Annotated in this window: 4 protein-coding genes; all 4 read right to left on the bottom strand. The window is 57.1% G+C overall.

Features of this window, described 5'->3' with window-relative positions; translation table 11 throughout:
* Nucleotides 1–423 precede the first annotated feature (423 nt).
* The 4 genes from ASL14_RS16165 to ASL14_RS16150 all read right to left on the bottom strand — a co-directional run bounded on the left by ASL14_RS16165 (nucleotide 424) and on the right by ASL14_RS16150 (nucleotide 26,315).
* Complete coding sequence (locus tag ASL14_RS16165) at nucleotides 424–19,230, bottom strand: non-ribosomal peptide synthetase (RefSeq protein ID WP_134912391.1); 18,807 nt, start codon at nucleotides 19,228–19,230, stop codon at nucleotides 424–426.
* A 230-nt stretch (nucleotides 19,231–19,460) separates the two neighbouring features.
* Nucleotides 19,461–21,194, bottom strand: coding sequence for an ABC transporter ATP-binding protein (locus ASL14_RS16160; protein WP_134912389.1), 1,734 nt, complete (start codon nucleotides 21,192–21,194; stop codon nucleotides 19,461–19,463).
* Nucleotides 21,191–23,017: an ABC transporter ATP-binding protein gene (locus ASL14_RS16155; protein ID WP_134912388.1), complete on the bottom strand. Its 1,827-nt coding sequence runs from the start codon at nucleotides 23,015–23,017 to the stop codon at nucleotides 21,191–21,193. The genes ASL14_RS16160 and ASL14_RS16155 overlap by 4 nt, the downstream gene beginning before the upstream one ends.
* Entirely contained in the window at nucleotides 23,007–26,315 is a 3,309-nt protein-coding gene (locus ASL14_RS16150; protein WP_134912386.1) for a non-ribosomal peptide synthetase, read from the bottom strand. Before ASL14_RS16150 ends, ASL14_RS16155 begins: the two co-directional genes overlap by 11 nt.
* Nucleotides 26,316–26,353: the final 38 nt, after the last annotated feature.

The following is a 26,353-nucleotide window of genomic DNA, read 5'->3' as shown; positions in this document are numbered from 1 at the left end:
ATTTCGGCCATTGTATTTCGGAACTTTTCCCCTATGAGGTAGTAGTAAACGAGTAGCCGCGGCGCACGTTTTAGATATCTGTATTTCTTCCTGTAGTCTTCGTGTGCCTTTTGTTGTTCTTCTGGTGTCATAGTCAAAAGATTAAACTCGTCTGCAACGATCGGCAATTACTTCTTTTCGTTTTTCGGGTATTCGGATTTTATGGTGGAATTATCTCTGTTTAAATGGTTTGATTCTTAGTATACCAAAGGTAAACTAAGATTTCTGTTGTGTTTTGTCGATTTTCCAATAAATTGAAATAGTTACTCAGCGGCACTTGACGTCAGATTCCTGTGGTGGATTTTTCTCTTTCATTTGGAAAAAAACACCCGGCAAGGATGCGTACCGAGAGAAATACGGTATACACCCAAGCCGGGTAAGGGATTAGAAAATAATATCAATGGCCTCTAGCACATCTTGCTCCTGTTCGGATTGCCCGTTCAGGGAAATATCCTTCAACAGCACCGAAGGCTGTTCGCAAATTTGGGTGATGATCACGAGCAGGTCCTGAGCGAAATTGTCGATCAGATTGCGCGTAAACAACTTGGTGGCATATTCAAACTGCCCGTTCATTCCCTCATCCAGCATCGAAATGACCAAGGTAAGATCAAATTGGGAAACCGTATGAGTTTCCGGATAAGATTCGATCTTGATATCCCCGAAGCTTTGAACGTTATCTTCCTTGGTTTCCAGAGCAAACATGACATCGAATACAGGATTGCGGCTTTGATCTCGCGGCGCCTGCAGCTTTTTCACGAGCTCCTCGAACGGATAATCCTGGTGGTCGTAGGCCCCCAGCATCGTTTCTTTGACTTCGTTCAAGTAAGCGAGGAACGTCTTCTCCCCGGACGGATAATGGCGAATCGCCAAAGTGTTGACAAACATTCCGATGAGCGGCTCCAGGTCGGCATGTGTGCGGCCCGAAACCGGCGTGCCTACAATGAAGTCTTCTTGTCCCGAGTACTTGCTGAGCAGGATTGAATAGGCCGCCAATAACACCATATAAAGGGTGGCACCGTTCTCATCGGCGATGCGCTGCAAGCTGTCGGTCATCTGCTTGTCGATGCTGAAAGGCAGCACATCTCCCTCAAAGCTGCGAGCGGCAGGTCTGACAAAGTCCGTAGGCAGTTCAAGCGTCGGCAGTTCGCCTTCCAGCATGTCCAGCCAGTAGGCTTCCTGACGTTTCAGCCGCTCTTTTACAGGTTCGGACTGCTGCCAAGCGGCGAATTCCTTGTATTGAATCCGAAGCGGTTCCAGAGTCTCGCCGTTATACAGGCGCAGCAGTTCTTCGACGAAGATGCCCATCGACATGCCATCCGTGACGATATGATGAATGTCCAGCATGAGCAGATGCCGTTCCGCTTCCCATTCGACTAAGCCCACACGCAGCAGCGGCGGCCGCTCCAAATCAAAGACGCGCACAAAGCCGTCTACGATGCTCTTCGTTTCACTTTCCGTCGCTTTTGTATACTCGACGGCAAACTTCAAGTCCGGATAAATCCGTTGTACCGGTTCGCCGTCGACCATTTCGAAGCCGGTTCGCAAAATTTCGTGACGAGCTATCAATCCTTTGAGCGCCGCCTCGAATTGATTCCGTTCCAAGCGCCCGACGAGAACCGTCATGCCGGACATGTTGTAGCTAAGCTCGGCGCCTTCCATCTGCTGCTGGATGTACAGCCGTTTTTGCACGGAGGAAAGCGGATAGTAATCCCTCTTATCTTGAACCGGAATGGAGAGGTGTTCCTGCCGCTCCAATTGGCTGATCGCTTCGGCCATCGCTTCGATGGTCGAGTGCCGGAACACATCGCGCAGCGGCAGGTCCACGCTCAGCTCCTTGTGCACCTTGCTGACCAGCGTCGTCGCCCGCAGGGAGTGCCCGCCGAGGTCGAAGAAGTTGTCCGTCACGCCAATCGTGACCGGCCCGAGCACGTCCTGCCAGATGGCGACCAGTTTCACCTCCAGTTCGGTGCGCGGCGCCACGTATTCGCGGCCTGCGCTTGCTCCCCCTTCCGGCGCCGGCAGCGCCTTCCGGTCGATTTTCCCGTTCGGCGTCAGAGGCAGGCGCTCCAGCTCGACGAAGTACGACGGGATCATGTAACCCGGCAGCTCGCTGGAGATCGCCCGTTTCAGGTCTGCCGCCGTCAGTTCGCCATCCGTTGTGTAGTACGCGCACAGCGCTTTCTGCCCGTTCGCGTCACTTCGAACCAGCACCACCGCTTCGCGCACGCCTTCCACCCGCAGCAGCTGCGACTCGATCTCGCCCGTCTCGATCCGGTAGCCCCGGATTTTCGCCTGGTTGTCGATCCGGCCGATGAAGTCCACGTTGCCGTCCTCCATCCACCGCGCCAAGTCTCCCGTGCGGTACAGCCGCTCGCCCGCGGCGAACGGACTGTCTACGAACTTCTCTTCCGTCAGCTCCGGACGGTTCAAGTACCCGCGCGCCACTCCGACTCCGCCGATGACCAGCTCGCCCAGCACCCCGACCGGCACCGGGTTCAGATGCGCGTCCACGATGTAGAATTTCGCATTCAGCCACGCTTTGCCGATCGGCACATGGCCTGTCTGCGGCAGCTTCGCCAGCTCCTCGTCGTAGAAGCTTGAGTCGATCGCCGCTTCCGTCACGCCGTATGCGTTGATGATCCGGAACAACGAGCCGAAGCGTTCCTGCAAGGTCCGGTAATCCGCCACGCTGCAGCTGTCCGAGCTCGTGATCAACAGCTCCAACCGGCTCATGTCCAGCCCCTGCTCGTGCACGTACTCCAGGAACGGCACGATCAGCGCCGGCGTCGATTCGAAGATGGTGACCCGCTCCCGCTCAATCCAGTGGTGCAGACGAGACGGATCGATCCGGTCGTCCTTCGGCACAATCACCATCGTGCCTCCGTTATACAGCGTCCGCGCGATATCTCCCACGAACACGTCAAACGAGAAGCTTGCGAGCTGCAGCAGCCGCACCGGGAACTGATCCAACCGGTATTCCCGCCGGTAGCCCGCCGCCGTGTTCACCAGGCTGCGGTGCTCGATCATCACGCCCTTCGGCTTGCCCGTCGTTCCCGACGTGTAGATCACGTACGCCAGGTCCTCCGGACGGCATTCGTGCAAGTGATCATCCGCTTCCAGCGGCGCATTCGCCCGCTCGTCGCTGTACGACGCTTCGTCGTCGAGGTACAGCACCGCCGCCAGCGCCAGCTCCTCTTCGCCGAGCCAGGCTTCGGCACGCTCTCGCAGCGGCGTTTGCGTCAGCAGCACCTTCGCTCCGCTGTCTTCAAGCATGAACCGCACGCGGTCCGCCGGATAATCCGGGTCGAGGGGCACATACGCCCCGCCCGCTTTCCAGACGGCCAGCACGGCCACCAGCACGGCCACCGAACGCTCGGCGAGAATGCCGACGATCGTCTCCCGGCCGATGCCGCTTGCGCGCAGCGTGGCCGCCAAGCGGTTCGCCCGCTCGTTCAGCTCCGCATACGTAAGCCGGTCATTCTCGTACACGACAGCTGCCGCTTCCGGCGTGCGTTCCGCCTGTTCCTCAAACAGCCGGTGGAACGCGGCCGCAGGAGCCGCTTCCGGCTGCGCCGGGTTAAACGCGCCGAGAATTTGCTCTTTTTCCGCCGGTGTCAAAATGCCCAGCTCGGCAATAGTCGCCGACGGGTTGCGGAGAATGGATTCAAGCAGCTGCAAGTAGTGAGCGGCCAATTTCTCCACCGTTTCGGTTTTATAAAGAGCAGTGGCGTATTCAAACAGATATTCCAAGCCTTCCTCGATCTCCGTGACGTCCAAGCTGAGATCGAATTTAGAAACAATTTCTTCGCTGGCATACGTCGACAAATGGAGTCCGGGAAGCTGGATTTCCAAATTCTCTGTATTCTGCAAAGCAAACATCGTATCGAACAGCGGATTGCGGCGTAAATCGCGAGCCACGTTCACCTTATCCACCAGTTCCTCAAACGGATAATTCTGATGTTCAAAAGCGCCCAGCGTCGTCTCCTTGATTTCCTTCAAGTAGTCAAGGAACGTCTTACCGGCAACCGGATAACTGCGGATGGCCAGGGTATTGACGAACATCCCAATCAGCGGCTGAACGTCGCTGTGATTTCTTCCCGCAATCGGCGTACCGACCACCACGTCTTCTTGCCCTGTATATTTATGCAATAATATTGTATAACCAGCAAGCAGAACCATGTAAAGCGTTGCGCCGTTCTCGGCTGCAAGCCGTTTCAGACCCTCGCTTTTCTCGCTATGCATAAACAATTGCAGCGTGCGGCCCTCGTAGCTCTGCATAGCCGGGCGCGGATAGTCCGTCGGCAATTCCAAAACCGGCAGCTCTCCGCGGAACATGTCGAGCCAGTAGGCTTCCTGCTTGGCAAGCTGAGCTTTCTGCTCGTCCGATTGCTGCCATACCGCATAATCTTTGTACTGAATGCGGAGCGGCTCCAACTGCTCCCCGCTGTACAAGCGGACGAACTCTTCGATCAGTACGTCAATCGAAACGCCGTCAGATACGATATGATGCGTATCGAACATTAGAATGTGCCGGTCCGGCGCCAGTTCGGCAAGGCCTACCCGCAGAAGTGGCGGCTTCGCTAGATCAAACGGACGAACGAATTGGCGCACCGTTTCTTCCGCCTGCTCCCCGCTGATCTGCACATATTCCACCTGAAAGGCGGCTTCTTCGTAAATCCGCTGAACCGCTTCGCCTTTTACCATCTCAAAGCCGGTACGCAGCGTTTCATGACGAGCTACGAGCCCGCGGAACGCTTCTTCAAACCGCTGCCGGTCGAGCTCCCCTTCGAGCAGCATAGCTCCCGGTATGTTGTAGCTCAGCTCGGCTCCTTCCAGCTGGTTCAAGATATAGAGACGTTTCTGAGCGGAAGAGAGCGGATAATACTCGCTAGGTTCCACAGCCGGAATAGCCGTGAACGAGCCGATCTCCAGCCGCTCCATAGCCGCGGCCATTTCCTCAACCGTCGAGTAGCGGAATACGTCGCGAAGCGGGAATTCAACGCCTAGCTCCTTATGCATTTTGCTGACAAGCGTCGTCGCCCGCAGGGAGTGTCCGCCGAGGTCGAAGAAGTTGTCCGTTACGCCTACCGCCTTCTCCCGAACAAGCACATCCTGCCAAATGGCGGCCAGCTTCGCCTCAAGTTCGGTGCGCGGCGCCACGTATTCGCGGCCTCCGCCTGCTCCCCCTTCCGGTGCCGGCAGCGCCTTCCGGTCGATCTTTCCGTTCGGCGTCAGAGGCAGGCGCTCCAGCTCCACGAAGTACGACGGGATCATGTACCCCGGCAGCTCGCTGGCAATCGCCCGCTTCAGGTCCGCCGCCGTCAAGCCTTCTTCCGCTGTATAATAAGCGCACAAAGCTTTCTGACCTTCTTGATCTTCCCTGACGACGACGACCGCTTCCTTCACGCCACCTACACTCAGCAGCTTCGCTTCGACTTCGCCCGTCTCAATCCGGTACCCCCGGATTTTCGCCTGGTTGTCGATCCGGCCGATGAAGTCCACGTTGCCGTCTTCCATCCACCGCGCCAAGTCTCCCGTGCGGTACAGCCGCTCGCCCGCGGCGAACGGACTGTCTACGAACTTCTCTTCCGTCAGCTCCGGACGGTTCAAGTACCCGCGCGCCACTCCGACTCCGCCGATGACCAGCTCGCCCAGCACCCCGACCGGCACCGAATTCAGATGCGCGTCCACGATGTAGAATTTCGCATTCAGCCACGCTTTGCCGATCGGCACATGGCCTGTCTGCGGCAGCTTCGCCAGCTCCTCGTCGTAGAAGCTTGAGTCGATCGCCGCTTCCGTCACGCCGTATGCGTTGATGATCCGGAACAACGAGCCGAAGCGTTCCTGCAAGGTCCGGTAATCCGCCACGCTGCAGCTGTCCGAGCTCGTGATCAACAGCTCCAACCGGCTCATATCCAGTTGCTGCTCGTGCACGTACTCCAGGAACGGCACGATCAGCGCCGGCGTCGATTCGAAGATGGTGACCCGCTCCCGCTCAATCCAGTGGTGCAGACGAGACGGATCGATCCGGTCGTCCTTCGGCACAATCACCATCGTGCCTCCGTTGTACAGCGTCCGCGCGATATCTCCCACGAACACGTCGAACGAGAAGCTTGCGAGCTGCAGCAGCCGCACCGGGAACTGATCCAACCGGTATTCCCGCCGGTAGCCCGCCGCCGTGTTCACCAGGCTGCGGTGCTCGATCATCACGCCCTTCGGCTTGCCCGTCGTTCCCGACGTGTAGATCACGTACGCCAGGTCCTCCGGACGGCATTCGTGCAAGTGATCATCCGCTTCCAGCGGCGCATTCGTCCGCTCCTCGCTGTACGAAGTTTCGTCGTCGAGGTACAGCACCGCCGCCAGCGCCAGCTCCTCTTCGCCGAGCCAGGCTTCGGCGCGCTCTCGCAGCGGCGTTTGCGTCAGCAGCACCTTCGCTCCGCTGTCTTCGAGCATGAACCGCACGCGCTCCGCCGGGTAATCCGGGTCGAGCGGCACATACGCCCCGCCCGCTTTCCAGACGGCCAGCACGGCCACCAGCAAGTCCACCGAACGCTCGGCGAGAATGCCGACGATCGTCTCCCGGCCGATGCCGCTTGCGCGCAGCGTGGCCGCCAAGCGATTCGCCCGCTCGTTCAGCTCCGCATACGTCAGCCGGTCATTCTCGTACACGACAGCTGCCGCTTCCGGCGTGCGTTCCGCCTGTTCCTCGAACAGCCGGTGGAACGCGGCCGCCGGAGCCGCTTCCGGCTGCACCGGGTTAAACGCACCAAGAATTTGCTCTTTTTCCGCCGCCGTCAAAAGCTCCAACTGATTCACGCGGATGTTCGGGTTAGCCGCAACCTTCTCCAGTGCCCGGACAAAATGACCGTGGATCAGCCTGATGTCTTCCTCTCTGAACGTCAGCGCATTGTACGTAAACCGCAGCAAAATATGCTCTTCCGGAATGACGGTAATATCCAGGTCGTAGTTCGTTTGCTCCGGCGACTGGATATTAGCGATTTTCAGCGCTTCTTTGTCTCCGCCGACGACCTGCTCAATCTGTTCTTCCATCGGATAATTTTCAAAGACCATGATATGGTTGATCAAGTCGCGCTTTTGCTCGCTCAGCGACTGAATTTCGAACAGCGGGAACGTTTCGTAAGCTCCCGATGCCAGCGCTTGATCCTGGGTTTTTCTCAAGATATCGGCTACCGTCTCCTCGGCTTTGCCTTGAATACGGACCGGGATCGTATTAATAAACAGACCGATCATGCTTTCGATGCCCGGAATTTCCGCCGGACGCCCGGATACGACGGAGCCGAATACGACATCCTCGCTGTTGTTGTATACCTGCAGAACCAGTCCCCATACGGTCTGCATGAACGTATTGAGCGTCACCTGCTGCTGGCGCGCCACCCGCTCGATTTGCCCGGTCAGTTCCTTGCTGAGTTCCACATCGATTTCAGCCGCTTCAAAAGCGCCCTGCTTCAGCTGCGTTTTCTCCTGGGGCAGCTTGGTCTGCTGATCGTAACCCGCCAAATACTCGGACCAGTAACGCGAAGCTTTCGCGGCATCTTGAGCTTCCAGCCATTCGATATACCGGGAGTACGAGGTAACCGGAGGAAGCTCCAGCGTCCGCTTCTCCTGGAACGCGAAGTAGGTGTCGAACACTTCCTTGATCATGAAGGACATGCACCAGCCGTCCATCAAAATGTGATGGTGACTCCAGATCACATGGTAGGACTCGTCGCCCGTGCGCAAAACTGTCACGCGCATAAGAGAGCCTCGGGCCAAATCGAACTTGTTCGCTTTATCCGCGCTGACGAAATCGGCTATCGTCTTCTCCGGGTCTTCATCGCTTACCGAGCGAATATCTTCGAAGTACACTTCACACTTCCGCTCGCGGAATACCACTTGAATCGGCTCGTCTCTCCAGCCGGTAATAAAGTTGGTCCGCAGCGCCTCATTCCGCTGCACCAGCGTATCCAATCCTTGGGTGAAGGCTTCGACATTCAGGCTTCCGTACAGATCGAAGGTCACCTGTTCGAAGTAAGCTTCCGAATCGGCATCCAGCAGGCTGTGGAACAACATCCCTTTTTGCAGCGGAGTCAGGGTGTATACATTCTCCAGTTCGCCGAGCGCCGCCGTATGTTCGGCCAGCCGCTCCAGTTCCTCCAACGTCACATCTTGAAGCAGTACGTCGCTAGGCGTAAGCTCCGGCCGCTCTTTCGATACGCAATGGCTGATGACTTCACGCAAGCTCGAATGAAGCAGGGTGCCCAGGCGCTCTACCGTTTCCCGTTTATACTGGGTTTCCCCATAACGGATCGTGAGTTCCTGCACTCCTTCCGACACCATACCGTTGATATCGAGGACATAATCCATCACTGCATTCGGGCTTGAATCGGAGCCCGGGCTGAACGGAGACGGCCTCGAGCCGCTGCTTTCGTAATCCTGGTCGAACTGACCCAAATAGTTAAAGCTGATCTCCGGCTCCAAAGCGAAGCGCTCGCCGTCACACGGCGCCGACAAATAACGCAGGATGCCGTAGCCGATTCCTTTGTTCGGAATGTGGCGCAAGCTTTCTTTAACCTGTTTCACCTGATGACCGAGCGCCTGGGCGTGACCCGGCTCCAGAACGACAGGGAATTGGCTTGTAAACCAGCCTACCGTGCGCGTAATGTCCACATCCGGCAAAATATCTTCCCGGCCGTGGCCTTCGAGATTCACCAGCACGCGTTCCCGGCCGCTCCAAGCTTGTACCGCGAGGCCAAGCGCGGCAAGCAGCAAATCGTTCATTTCCGTATGGTAAGCACGGTGTGCCTGCTTCAGCAGCTGTTCGGTTTCCTCCGCCGTCCAGCGAACGGTCACGAGCCCGCTGTCCTTCAGCTTGGATCTGCCTTGTTCAAAATCTTTCGGAAGCGGCTCATAGGTCAATTGCTCGATATGCTGCCAATACTCTCTCTCGCTTTCCATCGCCGGACCGTTCGCATAATCAGCGAGCTGTTTCGCCCACGTTTGGAATGAATCCGTTTTGAGCGGCAGACGGATCGGCTGCCCTTGCAGCGCCTGCTCATAGCCGGCAGCAAAATCCTCAAGCAGAATCCGCCAGGATACGCCGTCTACGACCAAGTGATGGATCGCGATGAGCAGGTGGTCGCCGTCGTCGCAGCGGAACAAGCCGAGCTTCACCAGCGGACCGTTTTCCAGATCGATGCTCGCTTGAATGTCATTCGCCTTAGCCTCTACCGCTTCTTTCACGTCGCAGGCTCCCTTGAAATCGACAACTTCCAGATCGAACAGCGCTTCGTTCTCCCCGGCGCCGCGGTTCCAGGCGGTATAGCCGTTCTCGGTTTGGCGGTAAACCGTACGGAGAGCATCGTGATGCACGACAAGCTGACGCACCGCTTGGCGTAAAGCTTCTTCGTCAAAGCCTTGCTTGGAGAACTGCATGAACGCCTGGTTGCTGTGATGCACGTCGGCCGGATTTTGTTCAAAGAACCAGCGCTGAATCGGGGTCAAGATGACCTCTCCCGTCACTTCGGCCTGGCTTGCCGTTCTCTCCGCCGTTTGCAGCTGCAAACTAAGGGCGGAAATCGTCGGGTAATGGAACAAATCTTTCATGACCAGCTTGTACCCCGTTTGCAAAAGACGGGACGATACCTGCAAGGCCTTGATCGAATCGCCGCCGAGCGCAAAGAAATTGTCCATCGTGCCGACCTGATCCACGCCCAGCACCGACTGCCAGACCGACGCAAGTGCTTGCTCGGCAGGAGTACGAGGCGCCGTGTATGCAGCCTCGGCACGAATGCTTCCTTCCGGTACAGGCAGCGCTTTACGGTCGATCTTCCCGTTCGGCGTAAGCGGCATTTGATCCAGGCGCATGATGCGCGAAGGCACCATATGGGAAGGCAGCGCGGCGTCCAGATGGGCCACAAGCCCTTCTAGATCGAAGCTGGAATCCGCTACGACATACCCGCACAAATATTTCTGCCCCCGCTCGTCCGTCCGGTCGATGACAAGCGCTTGACGCACGCCGGCAAAATTTTTCATGGCCGCTTCAATTTCACCAAGCTCGATCCGATAGCCGCGAATTTTCACCTGGTTGTCGATCCGGCCGATGAAGTCCACGTTGCCGTCCGGCATCCAGCGCGCCAGGTCGCCCGTCCGGTACAGCCGCTCCCCAGCGGCGAACGGGCTGTCTACGAATTTCTCCGCCGTCAAATCCGGGCGGTTCAAGTAACCGCGGGCCACACCCGCTCCGCCGATAACCAGCTCGCCCAACACCCCGATCGGCACCGGCTTCAGATTCGCATCCACGATGTAGAACTTGGCGTTCAGCCACGCTTTCCCGATCGGCACGCTGCCCGTCTTCGGCAGCTTCTCCAGCGGCTCGTCATAGAAGCTGGAGTCAATCGCCGCTTCCGTTACGCCGTAGCTGTTAATAATACGGAACTGCGAGCCGAAGCGCTCCTGCAAGGTGCGGTAATCCGCTACGCTGCACGCATCCGAGCTTGTGATCAGCAGCTGCATCGAGCTGAGGTCCAGACCCTCGGCATGCACATGCTCCATGAACGGCACGATCAGCGCCGGAGTCGATTCGAACACCGTCACGGCGTAGTCGCGAATCCAGCCGTAGAGGCGGGTTGGATCAATCCGGTCGTCCTTCGGCACGATGACCATGGTGCCGCCGTTGTACAGCGTCCGCGCAATGTCGCCGACGAACACGTCGAACGAGAAGCTGGCGAGCTGCAGCAGCCGGATCGGGAACTGATCCAGGCGGTAGTCCCGCCGGTAGCCCGCCGCCGTGTTCACCAGGCTGCGGTTTTCCACCGCCACGCCCTTCGGACGGCCCGTCGTACCGGAGGTGTAGATGACGTAAGCCAAATCGCGCGGCTTGTTCACATTCGCCGGATTCGATGCGAGATCCGCCGCTAGTACGTTCTTCTCGGCTTCTGCCGTGGCGGACGTTTCGGCAGCAGCCGTTTCCGCTTGCGCCAAAGCCTCCGCCTCTGCGCCTGCTTCGCCCAAAGCTTGTACGCCCACAGCCGCTTCCGCCGCTCCGAGGCTGTACGTCGCGGCGTCGTCAAGCGCAAGCACCGTTTGCAGCACTAGAGCTCCGTCGCTGCGCCAAGCTTCCGCCTGCTCCAGCAGGCGGGTCTGCGTGAGCAGCACCGACGCCCCGCTGTCCGCGAGCATATACTCGATCCGCTCCGCCGGATAGTCCGGGTCGAGCGGCACATAAGCGCCGCCCGCTTTCCATACGGCGAGCACCCCGATCAACAGCTCCGCCGAACGGCCGGCCAGAATGCCGACCACCTGCTCCGGCTTCACCCCGCGCGCCCGCAGTGCATACGCCAGACGATTCGCTTTGGCGTTCAGCTCCGCATACGTCAGCTTGCTGTCTTCGTAGACAACCGCCAGCGCTCCCGGAGTGCGCTCCGCCTGCTCCTCGAACAGCTCGTGGAACGTTCTCTCTCTCCACGACTCATCCGCTTCCAAACCTGTACCCTCTGCGGCGGGTTGCTTCGCAAGAGTCGAAGACGACACATCAAACCCGACCAGCAAATCATGCTTTTCGCTGTCCGTCAAGATATCCAAATCCGAAATCCGCGCACCCGGCTGAGCCAGGATCGACGCCAAAAGCTGCTCGTAATGACCCGCCAGCCGTACCATCGTTTCCTGTCTAAACAACGAGGTAGCGTACTCGATCTTGCAAACCAGCTCGTTATCGGCTTCCACGATATCAAAGCTAAGATCAAACTTTGCCGTCTTTTCCTCGATGTCGAACAGCGACCATTGCAAGCCTTCCAGGGTTAAATCCAAGCTTTCGTGTTTTTGCAAAGAAAACATGGTGTCAAACAGAGGATTCCGGCTTAAATCCCGGCTCACCTGAAGAGCTTCCACCAGCTCCTCGAACGGATAGTCCTGGTGCTCGTAGGCTCCAAGCGTCGTTTCCTTCACTTCCTGCAAGTAATCCAGGAACGTCCGCTCCGCCGCCGGACCCAAGCGAAGGGCCAGCGTATTGACGAACATGCCGATAATCGGCTGCAGGTCGGCGTGAGAACGGGCGGCAATCGGAGTGCCGACCACTATATCTTCCTGTCCCGCGTATTTATGAAGCAATACGGAGTACGCAGCCAGCAGAAGCATGTACAGCGTCGCCCCCGAATCGCCGGCAAGCCGTTTGAGAGCTTCGCTTTTCTCCGCATCCAGCGTAAACGTGAGCGTTTGACCGTCAAACTGCTGGACGGCCGGGCGGGAGAAGTCGAGAGGCAGCTCAAGAACCGGAAGCTCGGAGCTGAATACCCCGCGCCAGTATTCCTCCTGCCGTTTGATGCGCTGGCGCTGCTCCTCGGATTGCTGCCAAACGGCGTAATCCTTGTATTGAATCCGCAGCTCCGGCAATTCTTCCCCATTGTAAAGCCGCACGAATTCGCGCAGCAGCACGTCCATGGAAAGGCCGTCGGAACCAATATGATGAATATCCAGCGCGAGCAGGAATTTCTCTTTCTCCAGTTCGATCAGCAGGGCGCGCAGCAAAGGCGGCTGGGTCAAGTCAAAAGGCTGAATGAAGCCTTCAAGAATGGCCGCAACCTGATCTTCGCTTGCTTGAAGCTTCTCGACCTTGAAAGCTACGAGCGGATGAATACGCTGAACCGGCTCCCCATTCACGATTTCAAAACCGGTGCGCAGCATATCGTGCCGGGCCACCAAAGTAGTCAGCGCCTTTTCCACTTTGGCCTCGTTCAAAGCCCCTCCCAATTGCAAGGCGCTTGGGAGGTTGTAATTCAGCTCCGAGCTATCCAGCTGGTGCAGTACGTATAGCCTTTTTTGCGCGGAGGAAACCGGATAGTATGCTTTCTCTTCCGCTTTCGGAATCGAGCTGTGCTGCGTTTCTTCTAAGCTGGCAATAGCCCCGGCCATCGACTCTACTGTCATATAGCGGAACACATCGCGCAGCGGAAGTTCGACGTTCATTTCCTTCCGAATCTTGCTGACAAGGTTCGTCGCCCGCAAGGAGTGGCCTCCGAGCTCGAAGAAATTGTCCAGGACTCCAATACCGGAGTAACCCAGCACTTCCTCCCAGATCTTCACAAGCTGGAACTCCGTCCGGTTACGCGGTGCTACGTATTCGACGCCCGTTTGCAAGCCGCCTTGCGGCTCTGGCAGCGCTTTGCGGTCCACTTTGCCGTTGGACGTCAGCGGCATGCGCTCCAGCTGCACGAAGTACGACGGGATCATGTACCCCGGCATTCCCTGGGCCAGCGAGGTTCTCATTTCGCTGACCGTCAGCGTCCGGTCCGCCACAAAGTAGGCGACAAGAGCCTTCTCGCCCCCGCCGTCCTGACGGGCGAGCACCACCGCTTCTTCCACGCCCTCGACGTTCAGAAGCTGCGTCTCGATTTCGTCCAGCTCGATCCGGTACCCGCGGATTTTGACCTGGTGGTCGATCCGGCCCAGGTATTCGATGTTGCCGTCCGGCAGCCAAGCCGCCAAGTCGCCCGAGCGGTACAGTTTCTCCCCCTCCGCAAACGGGGAATCGACGAACTTCTCCGCCGTCAGATCCGGACGGTTCAGGTATCCTCTCGCAAGGCCTTCCCCGGCCACGTACATTTCGCCCGCTACGCCGATCGGCACAGGGCGGCGGTTTTCATCAAGGACGTACACCCTCAGCGTCGGGATCGGCTTGCCGATATTGCTCTTCGCCGCCTCCATTTCGACCCACGTTATTTCCTTATACGTCACGTGAACCGTCGTCTCGGTAATGCCGTACATATTGATCAGCTTCGTCTCCGGGTACTTCGTCTTGAAGCCCTTGAGCAGCAGCGGACTCAGCGCTTCGCCCCCGAAGATGACGTTGCGAATCCGCAGATCGTACGGATGGTCCGCCAAGACCTTACGCAGCAGCTGGTAGAAGTACGTTGGCGTCTGGTTCAAAATCGTGACCTGTTCGCGGCCCAGCAGCGCCAGGAACTCGGCCGGATTTTTCGCCGTGAGCGGCGGTACGATGACCAGCTTGCCTCCGTACAGCAGCGCTCCGTACATTTCCCAGACGGAGAAATCGAAGCAGAACGAGTGGAACAGCGTCCACGTGTCGGACGGCCCGAAGTCGAACAGGTTCTTGTCGTTGAACAGGAGGCGCACGACGTTCTTATGCTCGATCAGCGTTCCTTTCGGTCTGCCGGTCGTTCCCGACGTGTAGATGACATAAGCCAGGTTGCCCGGCCCGGAAATCGGCTCCAGGTTCGAAGCGTCCCGCACATCGGCGGAGTTCGCCCCTCTGTCGCCCCACACGAAATCGTCCAATTCGAGGCGCGTTCCTGCGAAGTCGGTCTTCTCGTGCAGATGCTTTTGAATCAGCAATAACGGCGCGCCCGAATCCTCGATCATGAAGCGGATGCGCTCCTCCGGGTAGTCGGGATCGACAGGCACGTATGCTCCGCCCGCTTTGAGAATCGCCAGAATGCCGACAACCATATCGAGCGAGCGTTCGGCCAGAATCGCTACCAGCTGGTCCGCTTCTACTCCCGTCTCCCGCAGCTTCCGCGCAAGGCGGTTGGATCGCTCGTTCAGCTCGCGGTAGGTCAGCTGCCGCTCGTTCATGACGGCGGCCACGTTGTCCGGATAAAGCTCCGCCTGCTCTTCGAACAAGCCGTGAATCGTCTGCTGCCGCGGGTAGTCCGCCTCCGAATCGTTGAAACCGCGCACCAACTCGCGGATTTCCTCCTCCGTGAGCATTTCCAGCGAGGCAATATCCCCGTCCGGCGCTGCTGCGATGGTTTCGAGCAGCTTGTCATAATGTCTGGCGAACCGCTCCGCGGTCTCTTGTTTATACAAAGCCGTAGCGTACTCCAACCGGCATTCGAGCTGACCGTCCAGCTCCGAAATATCCAGGAGCAGCTCGAACTTGGATGTTTGGTTTTCCAGTGGATAAAACGATTGCTCCAGCCCCTCGATGACAATTTGCTCGTTCTCCGTATTTTGTAGGGAGAAGAACGTGTCAAAGAGCGGATTCCGGCCGGTCGCGCGCGGAATGTGAAGACTTTCTACCAAGTCTTCGAACAAATAATTTTGGTGTTCGAAAGCCCCGAGCGTGATATCCTTGATTTCTTCCAGGTACGAAAGGTACGGCTTGGAACGCTCCGGACGGCTGCGAATGGCCAGCGTGTTGATAAACATCCCTACGATCGGCTGCACTTCTTCCTGCGTTCTTCCGGCAATCGGCGTTCCTACGATCAGATCTTCCTGACCCGAATATTTATGCATAAGGATGGTGTAAGCCGACAGCAGCACCATGTACAGGGTCGTCCCTGTCCGTGCCGCCAGCTCTTTCAGCTTCTCCGTCCGATCTTTCTCGATATAAAACTTCACGGTTCGGCCGTCAAAGCTTTGCACCGCAGGCCGCGGGAAGTCCGTCGGTAGCTCCAAGACCGGCAGCTCGCCCGACAGCTGTTCCAGCCAATACTCCTTCTGCGGCTGGAGCATCTGCCCGTAAGCTTCGGAATGCTGCCAAACGGCATAATCTTTGTATTGAATGCGCAGCGGGGCCAGCTCCTCGCCCCGATACAGGCGGCTGAACTCGTCGAAGAGCAGCGCTGTCGAAATGCCGTCCGAGACGATATGGTGCATATCGAACAGCAGAATGTGGCGATCCTCGTCGACTTCGATCAGGCCGATGCGGAGAAGTGGCGGCTTGGTCAGATCAAACGGGTGATAGTAAGCTTCCACCACTTGGTCCACTTCCCGCTCGCTCGCTTGGAAATAATCTACAGCAAACTCCACCTCGTCATAGATACGCTGGACAAGCTCGCCTTGAACCTGCTCGATCCCGGTACGCAGCGTCTCATGGCGCTGAATCAGCGCCCGGAACGCGTGCTCGACGCGCGTGCGGTCCAGCTTGCCTTCGAGAAGAAGCGCCGCCGACATATTGTAGCTGCGCTCGGCCCCGTCAAGCTGGCGCAGGACGTACAGACGCTTTTGCTCGGATGAAACCGGATAGTACTCGGCCTCAGCCGCCTTTGTAATCTCATACGTCTCCTGCTGCCTTAAACCGCCGATTCTTTGGGCCAGCTGTTCGATCGTGGTGTAGCGGAAAACTTCCCGCAGCGGAACCTCGACTTGCAGCTCTTTCCGAATCTTGGAAACAAGCGTGGAGGCCCGCAAGGAATGACCACCCAAGTCAAAGAAATCGTCTTGGACTCCAACTCGCGCAATACCCAGCACCTGCTGCCAAATGAGAGCAAGTCTTGTTTCCAGCGTTGTGCGAGGAGCCACATACTCACGGCCTGCTTCTACCTCTCCGGTCGGTTCAGGCAGCGCTTTACGGTCAATTTTGCCGTTCGGCGTGAGCGGAAGCTTATCAAGAGACACCAGCCGGGCCGGGACCATATGGGCCGGCAGCTCTTGCTTCAATTGGGACAGCAGATCGCTCAGCTGCAAGGAAGCATCCGCCGCCACGTAGCCGCACAAATACTTTTGCCCCTGCTCATCCGTACGGTCGGTCACCACAGCCTGCTTGACGCCCGGGAAACGCAGCAGGGCCGTTTCAATTTCGCCGAGTTCGATCCGGAACCCGCGAATTTTCACCTGATAGTCGATCCGGCCGATGAAGTCGACGTTGCCGTCTTCCAGCCAGCGGGCCAAATCGCCTGTCCGGTACAGACGTTCGCCCGGCACAAACGGGCTGTCCGCAAACTTCTCGGCGATTAGGTCCGGACGGTTCCAGTACCCGCGCGCCACCCCGGCGCCGCCGATGACAAGCTCGCCCGGAACCCCTACAGGAACCGGCCTTAACGCGGCATCGACAATGTAAAACCGGGCGTTCAGCCAAGCTTTGCCGATCGGCACATGACCCGACGGCGGCAGCTTATCCAGCGGCTCACCGTAAAAGCTGCTGTCAATGGCCGCTTCGGTAACGCCATAGCTGTTGATGATGCGGAATTGTCCGCCGAATCTTTCCTGCAGCAATCGGTAATCGGTGACACTGCAAGCATCCGAGCTGGTAATCAGCAACTGCATGGAGCTAACGTCCAGCCCTTCTTCATAAATATGCTGCATGAACGGCAGGATGAGCGCAGGCGTCGATTCGAATACCGTAATGTTTTGGTCCCGAATCCAGCCGTATAAGAGGTTCGGATCAATCCGGTCATCCTTCGGCACAATCACCATCGTGCCTCCGTTATACAGCGTCCGCGCGATGTCTCCGACGAACACGTCAAACGAGAAGCTGGCCAGCTGCAGCAGCCGCACCGGAAACTGATCCAACCGGTACTCGCGACGGTACGCATCCGCCGTATTCACGAGACTACCGTGCTCGATCATGACGCCTTTCGGGCGTCCCGTCGTACCCGAGGTGTAAATCACATAAGCCAAGTCTTGCGGGGCGCTGCCGGCAGATTCAAATTCCACGGCTAAGGCATCCCCGTTATAAATCTGTTCATCGTCCATGGCATAGACAGCTTGAAGCTTCAGCCGGTCATCGGCCAACCAACCTCCGGCCCGCTCCAACAGATGACGCTGCGTAAGCAGCACCGATGCATCGCTATCGCTGAGCATGTACTCAATCCGCTCCGCCGGATAATCGGGGTCCAGCGGTACATAGGCTCCGCCGGCTTTCCAAACGGCGAGCACCCCGACCAGCAGTTCCACCGAACGCTCCGCCCAGATCCCCGTAATCGTCTCCCTTCCCACGCCCTGTTCGCGAAGGAGAGAAGCCAGCCGCTCGGCGCGTTCGTTCAATTCGCCGTAGGTCAGCTGTTTGTCCATGTAGACGACTGCCGGATGATCCGGAATTTCCCGGGCAAACTTTTCAACATACCGATGAAACGCTTCTCCCTCGCTCAGCCCTGCCACCGGCGGGTTAAAAACGTTGAGAATGCGGTGTCTCTCCTCATCGCTCAGCAGAGAAATCTCGCGTACCGGCAGTTCGGGAGTCTGAAGAAACTGGTCCAGAACGGTTACATACTGTTCCATAATCCGATCAATCTCGGCCGTCTCGAACAGGCCGGTACGATAGGAAGCATGGAGAATTACATGGCCTTCATTCAGCATATGGTCGAAGCGCAGCAGCAAATCGTCCATCTCGTGCCTAGCGAAGTGAGCCTCCAGGCGTACCTTGATTTCTTCGTACTCCACGATTTTCAAAGGCAGATATTCCAGAGACGTGCGGAACAGCCCCGAAAGATCGTTGCGACCGTGTTGTTCGCGTAAATCCTGGATCAATTGGTTATAAGGGTATTTCTGATACCGCAGATCCGCCGTATTTTCCTTGGAAACCGTTTGGATCAAGGAAAGCACGTGCCTGTCTGGATTCAGACGAATCCGCGTAGCCACGGTGCTGACGAACATGCCGATCGTTTCTTTTTCCTTCTTGCTGGTGCGATTGGCGAAAACCGTGCCGACCGGAACATCGGTGCTGTCGGTCAGCTTGTACAATAAGGCGTACATGGCGGACAGAAATAACGTATATAAGCTGACCTGATATTGTTCGCTGAAGGCCAGAATGCGTTCATACCGGGAACCGTCCAAAGTGATGGCCAGTTTATTGGATTCGCTGCCGATCGAGAATGGCGGATACGATTTAATGCCGGTCGTTTCAGGCAAAGTCTTGTACTTCGTCAGCCAGTATTCCTTGCCTTTTTGATAACGTTGCGATTGCTCATATTCACGCTCCGCGGAAATATAATCCAGATAGGAAGGGGCCTGGTAACTGCTGGAGATGCCTTTGCGCAGTTCCAGGTATTTTTCCATCACCGCATGCAGCAAAGCATTGACGGACAAGCCGTCGGCGATAATATGATTTACCGTCAAATTGAGCCATACTTGGCCGTTCGCAAAATGGATAATCGTAAATTGGTAGAGGTGTTCGTCGAACACGCTGGCCGGTTTTTCGCTTACTTCTTTCACCCAAGCATAGAATTGTTCGGTTGTGCCTATTTCGAGGCGGCTTATCCTAGCTTGGACATTCTCCGGCTCTTCGAACCACTGCGTTGGATTTTGCAAATCCCCGCTAATGCGGATTCGGAAAACGTCATAGGTTTTGACGATCTCTGCCGCCGCTTGCTCCAGAAGCTGTGTGTTGATCTCGCCCGTAATCTGGTAGGTCGCGGAAAGCATCGTGATGGACGTTCCCGGATTCATAATTTCCATGAACCATATTCGGCGCTGGGCTTGCGTTAATCCATATTGCTCGTTGGTATTCTCTCTCACATCGACACACTCCCGGTTTAGAGATTCTTTATAGATAGGCTTTGTACCTAGATGTCACTTAGTCACTCTTAGAAGAACCGCGCAGGCCATTCCCGGAACGGCTCCTTCGGACTCTTCCTCCTTTTTCGTGTCTACGTTTTCTGGTAACTACCGGTTATAAAGTCATACCTTGGATTACTAAAAGACTCTGTCGCATTCGCAAGCAGGAAGCCGCCCGCCGTAAAGCGGGTCTAGCCGTACAGCCGGGCGTAATAACCCCCGAGCGCCAGCAGGTCCTGATGGCGGCCCCGCTCGACGACCGTCCCTTGGTTCATGACGGTAATCAAATCCGCATGTTCCACGGTGCTGAGACGGTGGGCGATCAGAATGGTGGTGCGCCCCTTCATCAATACGTTCAGGGCCTGCTGCACCCAATGCTGGGATTCGTTATCCAGCGCGGAAGTCGCTTCGTCCAGCAGCAGAATCGGGGCGTTTTTGAGAATCCCCCGGGCGATCGCAATTCGCTGCCTTTGTCCGCCCGACAACGACGCTCCTCTCTCTCCCACCGGCGTTTTATACTGTTCAGGAAGTTCCTGAATGAAATGGTGAGCGTACGCCGCTTTGGCCGCTTCGATCACTTCTTCATCCGTTGCATCCGGGTTGCCGTAGCGGATGTTTTCCTCAATCGTGCCGGTAAACAAGAACGGCTCCTGCGGAACGTATGCAATCTGCCTGCGGATTTCGTCCAGCGTGTAATGGCCGAACGGTTTGCCTTGGAGCAGGATTTCTCCGCTGTCCACAGGATAAAAGCCGAGCAGCAGCTTGATCAGCGTACTTTTGCCGCTGCCGCTGGCCCCCACGATAGCGGCGACCTGGCCGGGAAACACCTGCATGGACATGTCGACAAGCACCTTTTTATCCGCCTGATAGGAAAATTCCACATCGCGAAACTCCACCGCAGCCTCCGACACGAGCTCGCTGTGAGGAGATCCCAAACTCTCCGGTTCCTCTTCCTCTCTTAGTACCTCTTGAATCCGGTGAGCGCCCGCGAGCGAATTTTGGGTCATCGACAGAACCATCCCCAAGTTCAACAAGGCGTGCGTCAGATTCACTTGCAGAACCGCCAGGGCGGCGACGCTTCCCATTCCCATCAGTCCGTAGGCATAAAGAAGACTGCCGATGACGATGATGCCGCAGAACGTGACGTAGCTGATAAAATGATTCACCGCAGCCTGCATGCCGTTCTTCTGCGCGGTTTGCCGAAGCGTCTGCGTCATTTGTTCGTTCAACGCCTCGTACTGGCCGTAAATCGTGCGGATGCGGAACAGCTTCACAATTTGAATGCCGCCCATAAAATCTTTGAATTTTTCGGTCATTTTACCGAGCGTTTGCAAGCCTTGTTCGGACAAGGCGCGAATATCCCGCGCAAATTTCAGGCTGACCACGGAGGACAGCAGCAGAATGACGAAGGATACGCCGGCAAACCGCCAATCGATCAACACCATGGAGACAATGGAGCCGATGCAAAAGACAACTTGAAGCAGCAAAACGAAGTAAACCTGCGAGAATGTAAACTCAACGGTCGTTACGTCGTTGTTCACCCGCGACAGCAAGTCCCCATGGTGCGTCTGCTCCAGGAATCTCGGCCGCACCCGGCACAGCTTGTCATAAAGACGTTCGCGGATATTCAGCACAGTCAGCTCGACACTGCGCTGGTATAAGTAAATGAACCAGGGAGAAATCACATTTTCCAGGAACAAGGCCGCGCCCAAAATAATAAAGGCTTCCACCATCAGGGACGTATCTCGGGACACGGCGAAATCAACCAAGTTATGTACGACCAAGCTGAAGGCGATCAGGAACAATGTCTGGGTGAGCGCCGTCACGGTCAGGCCAATGGCGTACTGGGTTTTGCGCTTGCGGTTCATAAACATCAGCAAGTAGCCGAGTTCTTTCACTTGCGAGAGCCATCCGCCCTTTTTCATGTGTACGCCACCTCCCTGCGTTCGGCAGACTCGGTAAATTCCTGATAGTACGACTGGGCGTACAGTCCCTTCATCTTCAGCAATTGTTCATGAGTGCCCTTTTCAACAATACTCCCCTGTTCCATGACCCAAATTTCGTCGGCGTTTTGTACTGTAGAAAGCCGGTGGGCAATAACCATCGTCGTTCTCTGCTTCATCAATACGCCCAGCGCTTCCTGCACCGCGCTTTCCGACTCCGGATCAAGAGCCGACGTTGGCTCGTCCAGCAGCATAACGGGAGCATCCTTCAGAAAAGCCCGGGCCATTGCAATGCGCTGGCGCTGCCCGCCGGACAAAAAGCCTCCGCGCTCTCCGACATACGTCTGGTAGCCGTCGGGAAGCTGCATAATGAAGGAATGCGCCTGAGCGGCTTTGGCGGCTTCGATAATCTCGTCCATCGACGCTACTTCCCGCCCGTAGCCGATATTTTCAGCGATCGTGCCGCTAAACAAATATGAATCCTGGGTTACCACGGAAAAATGCGACCGAAGCTGCTCCGGATCGGCGCCGTGGATCAGGCTGCCGAACACGCGGATCTCGCCCTGGTCCTCCGGAAGCGGATAAAAGCCGCATACAAGCTTAAACACCGTGCTCTTCCCTCCGCCGCTCGCTCCGACAAGCGCGATCGTCTTCCCTTCCGGCACCGAGAAGCTAACATTCCGCAGGATCGGGGAGCTCTCCTCATACCCGAAGGTTACGTTCTGAAACTCGATGGGGGCGGCGCTCGCTTTCGGAAGCGAACGGCCATTTTCCGTTTCGGTCGGCTGCTCGACGATTTCGGAGACCCTTCTCAGGGCACCGGCCATTTCGAACGTCCGCGTGATGAGCTCGGGAATATGCTCCAGCGGCTCCAGACACAGATTCAGCAAGTACAGGAAGGCGATCAGCTCTCCCGCGCCTAGCTGCCCTTTGTAGATCAAATAGCTTCCGTAACTGACGGCGAAAATGATCGGGCTGATCATCAGCGTGGAAAGCAGCGGGTTGACCCAGGCTTCCCGCTTTTTCACGGCCAGCTTTTTTTGGGCCGTCAATTGCAGCAGCACTTGGTAGGAGCGAGATAACATGCCGGATAGCAGGTAGCTTTTTACAATAGGCATACCCCCAAGCGTATCCTGGAGGTTGACGTTCATTCGGCCCATGTTCGCCTGGGCTTCCTCCGTCAACCGCTCCAACTGCTTGCCGATCCATTGGGAAACCAGCAGCGCTACGGGAAATAACAGCAGGCTGTACAGCATCAGCTCCCATTGGAGGTAGATCAAATAAGCGAAACAGCCGATGAACAACAGCGGATGATAAAACCACTGGGCGAGGTCCCGAATCATAAATTGCTGGATGAGCTGCAGGTCGTTGTTGATCCGCGACAATACGTCGCCGGAGTGCTGCTTTTCCAAATAGGAGACCGGGAGTTTGCCGATATGACGCATGACATGGTTGCGGATATCCTGCACCGCAGAGGCGCTGCTTCGCTCCACGCCGAAGCTCATGAAAAACTTCGCCGGCACACCGATCAAGATGACCACAAAGACCGCGTACACGATTTGCAGAACGATTGGCCCCGCCCCCTTCTCGGCCTGGGTGGTCAGCTGCTCGATCAAACTTCCCGTCCATATCTCAATAACGGCGGCGGCAAGCGCGGACAAGACACCGACGATCATCCAGCCTTTGTGACGGCTTACATAGGACATCAGCCAGCGGAACGCTTTCCAGGCGGCGTAAGCGGTTTGGCGCTTGGAAGGCGCCGCTGTGCCTTGTTCTAGAACAGACGGCTGGCGGTCAGCTTCCATGCAGTACTCCGGCCTCCGCTTCGATCTGCCGCTTGACTTGCTCTAAGATGTCCCGGATGACGACGGCCGTTTCTTCCACGCGCGCGAGTTCCAGCAATTCCTCGTGCGCGCCCTCCAGCCGGTAATCGGCGTAAGCTTGCGTCGTTGCCCCCCGCCAGGAAGGCAATTGGTGCTCCAGGCGGAACGCTTCGCTGTCCTTCGCAATCAGTTCGTAAATCCTGGCCGGGATCGTGCCGGAATTAATAAGCTGCGCTTCGTACGCCAAGGTCGCTTTGACCTTCCGATGAACCCGCTCCCGCACGAGCGGGTTGCTCATTAATTCCTTCTCTTCTTCGTCGAAATCGGCAAGCGTTTCTTCAAGCTCTTTCTCCGACGTTTCGGAAGGCGTCAGCGTGTCCTTAATCCACGAGTCCACCATGAGCACGTCCGTTACGGAATACCCTCTTTTCTCCATCGTTTTGGCTACCTCGAACGTCAGGTTGCCTCCGAAGCAGTAGCCGAGCAGCACGTAAGGTCCTTCGGGCTGGATGCGGACGATCTCGTCCACATAACGGTTCAGCATGGCCTCGTAATCGGCGGCATCGTCGATAAAATCAATGCCGTAGAGCACGAACCGGCCGTCGAGCCTGCTTGCGAGCTCTCGGTAACCGATGCCGAAGCCGCTGCCCGGAGGGAAGCAGAACACGTTCAGATCTCCTGCTTTATTCAGCTTAATGAAGGAGTCTCCCCCTTTATCCAGGCCCAGATCCCCCTCTCCGAAAGCCATGGCTTCAACTGTTACATTATGGAATTGGCGGTTCAGCGGTATCTCAATGCCCGTTTCATCGTAAACGGCTTGAACGAGCCTCATCAGACTTAACGAATTGCCACCCAACTCAAAAAAGTTATCCTTTACGCCGACCTGCGGAACGCCAAGCGTATCCTGCCAGACGCGGGCGATCTTCATTTCGAGCAGCGTTCTCGGCGCGACATATTCCGCTCCTCCGGCCGCGGCTTCCTCCGGCGCGGGCAGCGCTTTGCGGTCGATTTTCCCGTTCGGGGTCAGCGGCATCCGCGAAAGATGCACGAGGTGCGAAGGAATCATATACCCCGGAAGCTGCTTGGCGAGCTCCTCCTTGAGTTCATGCGCCGCCAGCCTCGTTTCCGCGACGTAATAAGCGACAAGCTGCTTATGGCCGTTCGCGTCGTCGCAGGCGAGCACCACCGCTTCTTCCACGCCCTCGACCTTCAGAAGCTGCGTCTCGATTTCGTCCAGTTCGATCCGGTACCCGCGGATTTTGACCTGGTGGTCGATCCGGCCCAGGTATTCGATGTTGCCGTCCGGCAGCCAAGCCGCCAAGTCGCCCGAGCGGTACAGTTTCTCCCCCTCCGCAAACGGGGAATCGACGAACTTCTCCGCCGTCAGATCCGGACGGTTCAGGTATCCTCTCGCAAGGCCTTCCCCGGCCACGTACATTTCGCCCGCTACGCCGATCGGCACAGGGCGGCGGTTTTCATCAAGGACGTACACCCTCAGCGTCGGGATCGGCTTGCCGATATTGCTCTTCGCCGCCTCCATTTCAACCCACGTTATTTCCTTATACGTAACGTGAACCGTCGTCTCGGTAATGCCGTACATATTGATCAGCTTCGTCTCCGGGTACTTCGTCTTGAAGCCCTTGAGCAGCAGCGGACTCAGCGCTTCGCCCCCGAAGATGACGTTGCGAATCCGCAGATCGTACGGATGGTCCGCCAAGACCTTACGCAGCAGCTGGTAGAAGTACGTTGGCGTCTGGTTCAAAATCGTGACCTGTTCGCGGCCCAGCAGCGCCAGGAACTCGGCCGGATTTTTCGCCGTGAGCGGCGGTACGATGACCAGCTTGCCTCCGTACAGCAGCGCTCCGTACATTTCCCAGACGGAGAAATCGAAGCAGAACGAGTGGAACAGCGTCCACGTGTCGGACGGCCCGAAGTCGAACAGGTTCTTGTCGTTGAACAGGAGGCGCACGACGTTCTTATGCTCGATCAGCGTTCCTTTCGGTCTGCCGGTCGTTCCCGACGTGTAGATGACATATGCCAGGTTGCCCGGCCCGGAAATCGGCTCCAGGTTCGAAGCGTCCAGCGCATCGGCGGAGTCCGCCCCTCTGTCGCCCCAAACGAAATCGTCCAATTCGAGGCGCGTTCCTGCGAAGTCGGTCTTCTCGTGCAGATGCTTTTGAATCAGCAATAACGGCGCGCCCGAATCCTCGATCATGAAGCGGATGCGCTCCTCCGGGTAGTCGGGATCGACAGGCACGTAGGCTCCGCCCGCTTTGAGAATCGCCAGAATGCCGACAACCATATCGAGCGAGCGTTCGGCCAGAATCGCTACCAGCTGGTCCGCTTCTACTCCCGTCTCCCGCAGCTTCCGCGCAAGGCGGTTGGATCGCTCGTTCAGCTCGCGGTAGGTCAGCTGCCGCTCGTTCATGACGGCGGCCACGTTGTCCGGGTAAAGCTCCGCCTGTTCTTCGAACAAGCCGTAAATCGTTTTCCCCCGCTCGAACTCGGTTTCGGTGTCATTAAATCGCTTCAGCAGCGTCTCCCTCTCGTCTGGGGACAGCACATCGGCTTGTCCGAGCTCCAGATCCGGCTGAAATAAAAGCACGGACAGCAGCCGAACAAGATGGTCGGCCGCCTGTTCCACAAATGCCCGCTCGTACCGCTGCCCGTCAAAGCTTATTTCCAGCTCGATGGAGTGGTTTTGGCGGTCGAAGCGAAAAACCGTATCGGCCGCCACCCGGTTACCCAGCGGTTCCGGATGAATCGGGGCGAAGGATGCGACGGTGTTGACGACCGGGAGGCCGTCCCCCGTATAGTCCAGATGGAGCGGCTCCACCATTTTCCGAAAAGGCAGGTGCTGATGCTCCAGCGCCTCGCCGATGGAGGCTTTGATGCCCCCGAGCAGCGTTTTCAGCGTAGTCTGGCGGCTTACGGACGTCTTGATCACCAAGATGTCATGCGGCGGCGGAGTCCCGTCGGGGTCTGCGCTATAAGAAGGCATGCCGACAAGCACTTGGTCCCGCCCGGTATATTTGAACAGCAGGCTTTTTACTCCTGCCAAAACAATCATGTACAAAGCCAAATCCGAACCGTTGGCGAGGCAAATGATTCTCTCCGAGAGTTCGCTCGGCAGAGTACGGTGAAGCAAGCCCGGCTCGGCCGCAGCTTCCCCGTCGGCGGATAATTTGGAGGATTGACTGTAGGGAAGGAAGCTCAGGCTGTCATCGGCGTCAAACTTGCCGCTCCAGTACCGTTCTTCCTTTTCAAACAAAGATTTCATTTGTACCTCCCCTAAAAATGAAGTGACCGCATGCCCCG

This window comes from Paenibacillus sp. IHB B 3084, assembly GCF_001447315.1.
GTDB lineage: Bacteria > Bacillota > Bacilli > Paenibacillales > Paenibacillaceae > Paenibacillus.
The sequence above is the reverse complement of the archived record's forward strand: the minus strand, read 5'-3'. Positions and strand labels throughout refer to the sequence as shown.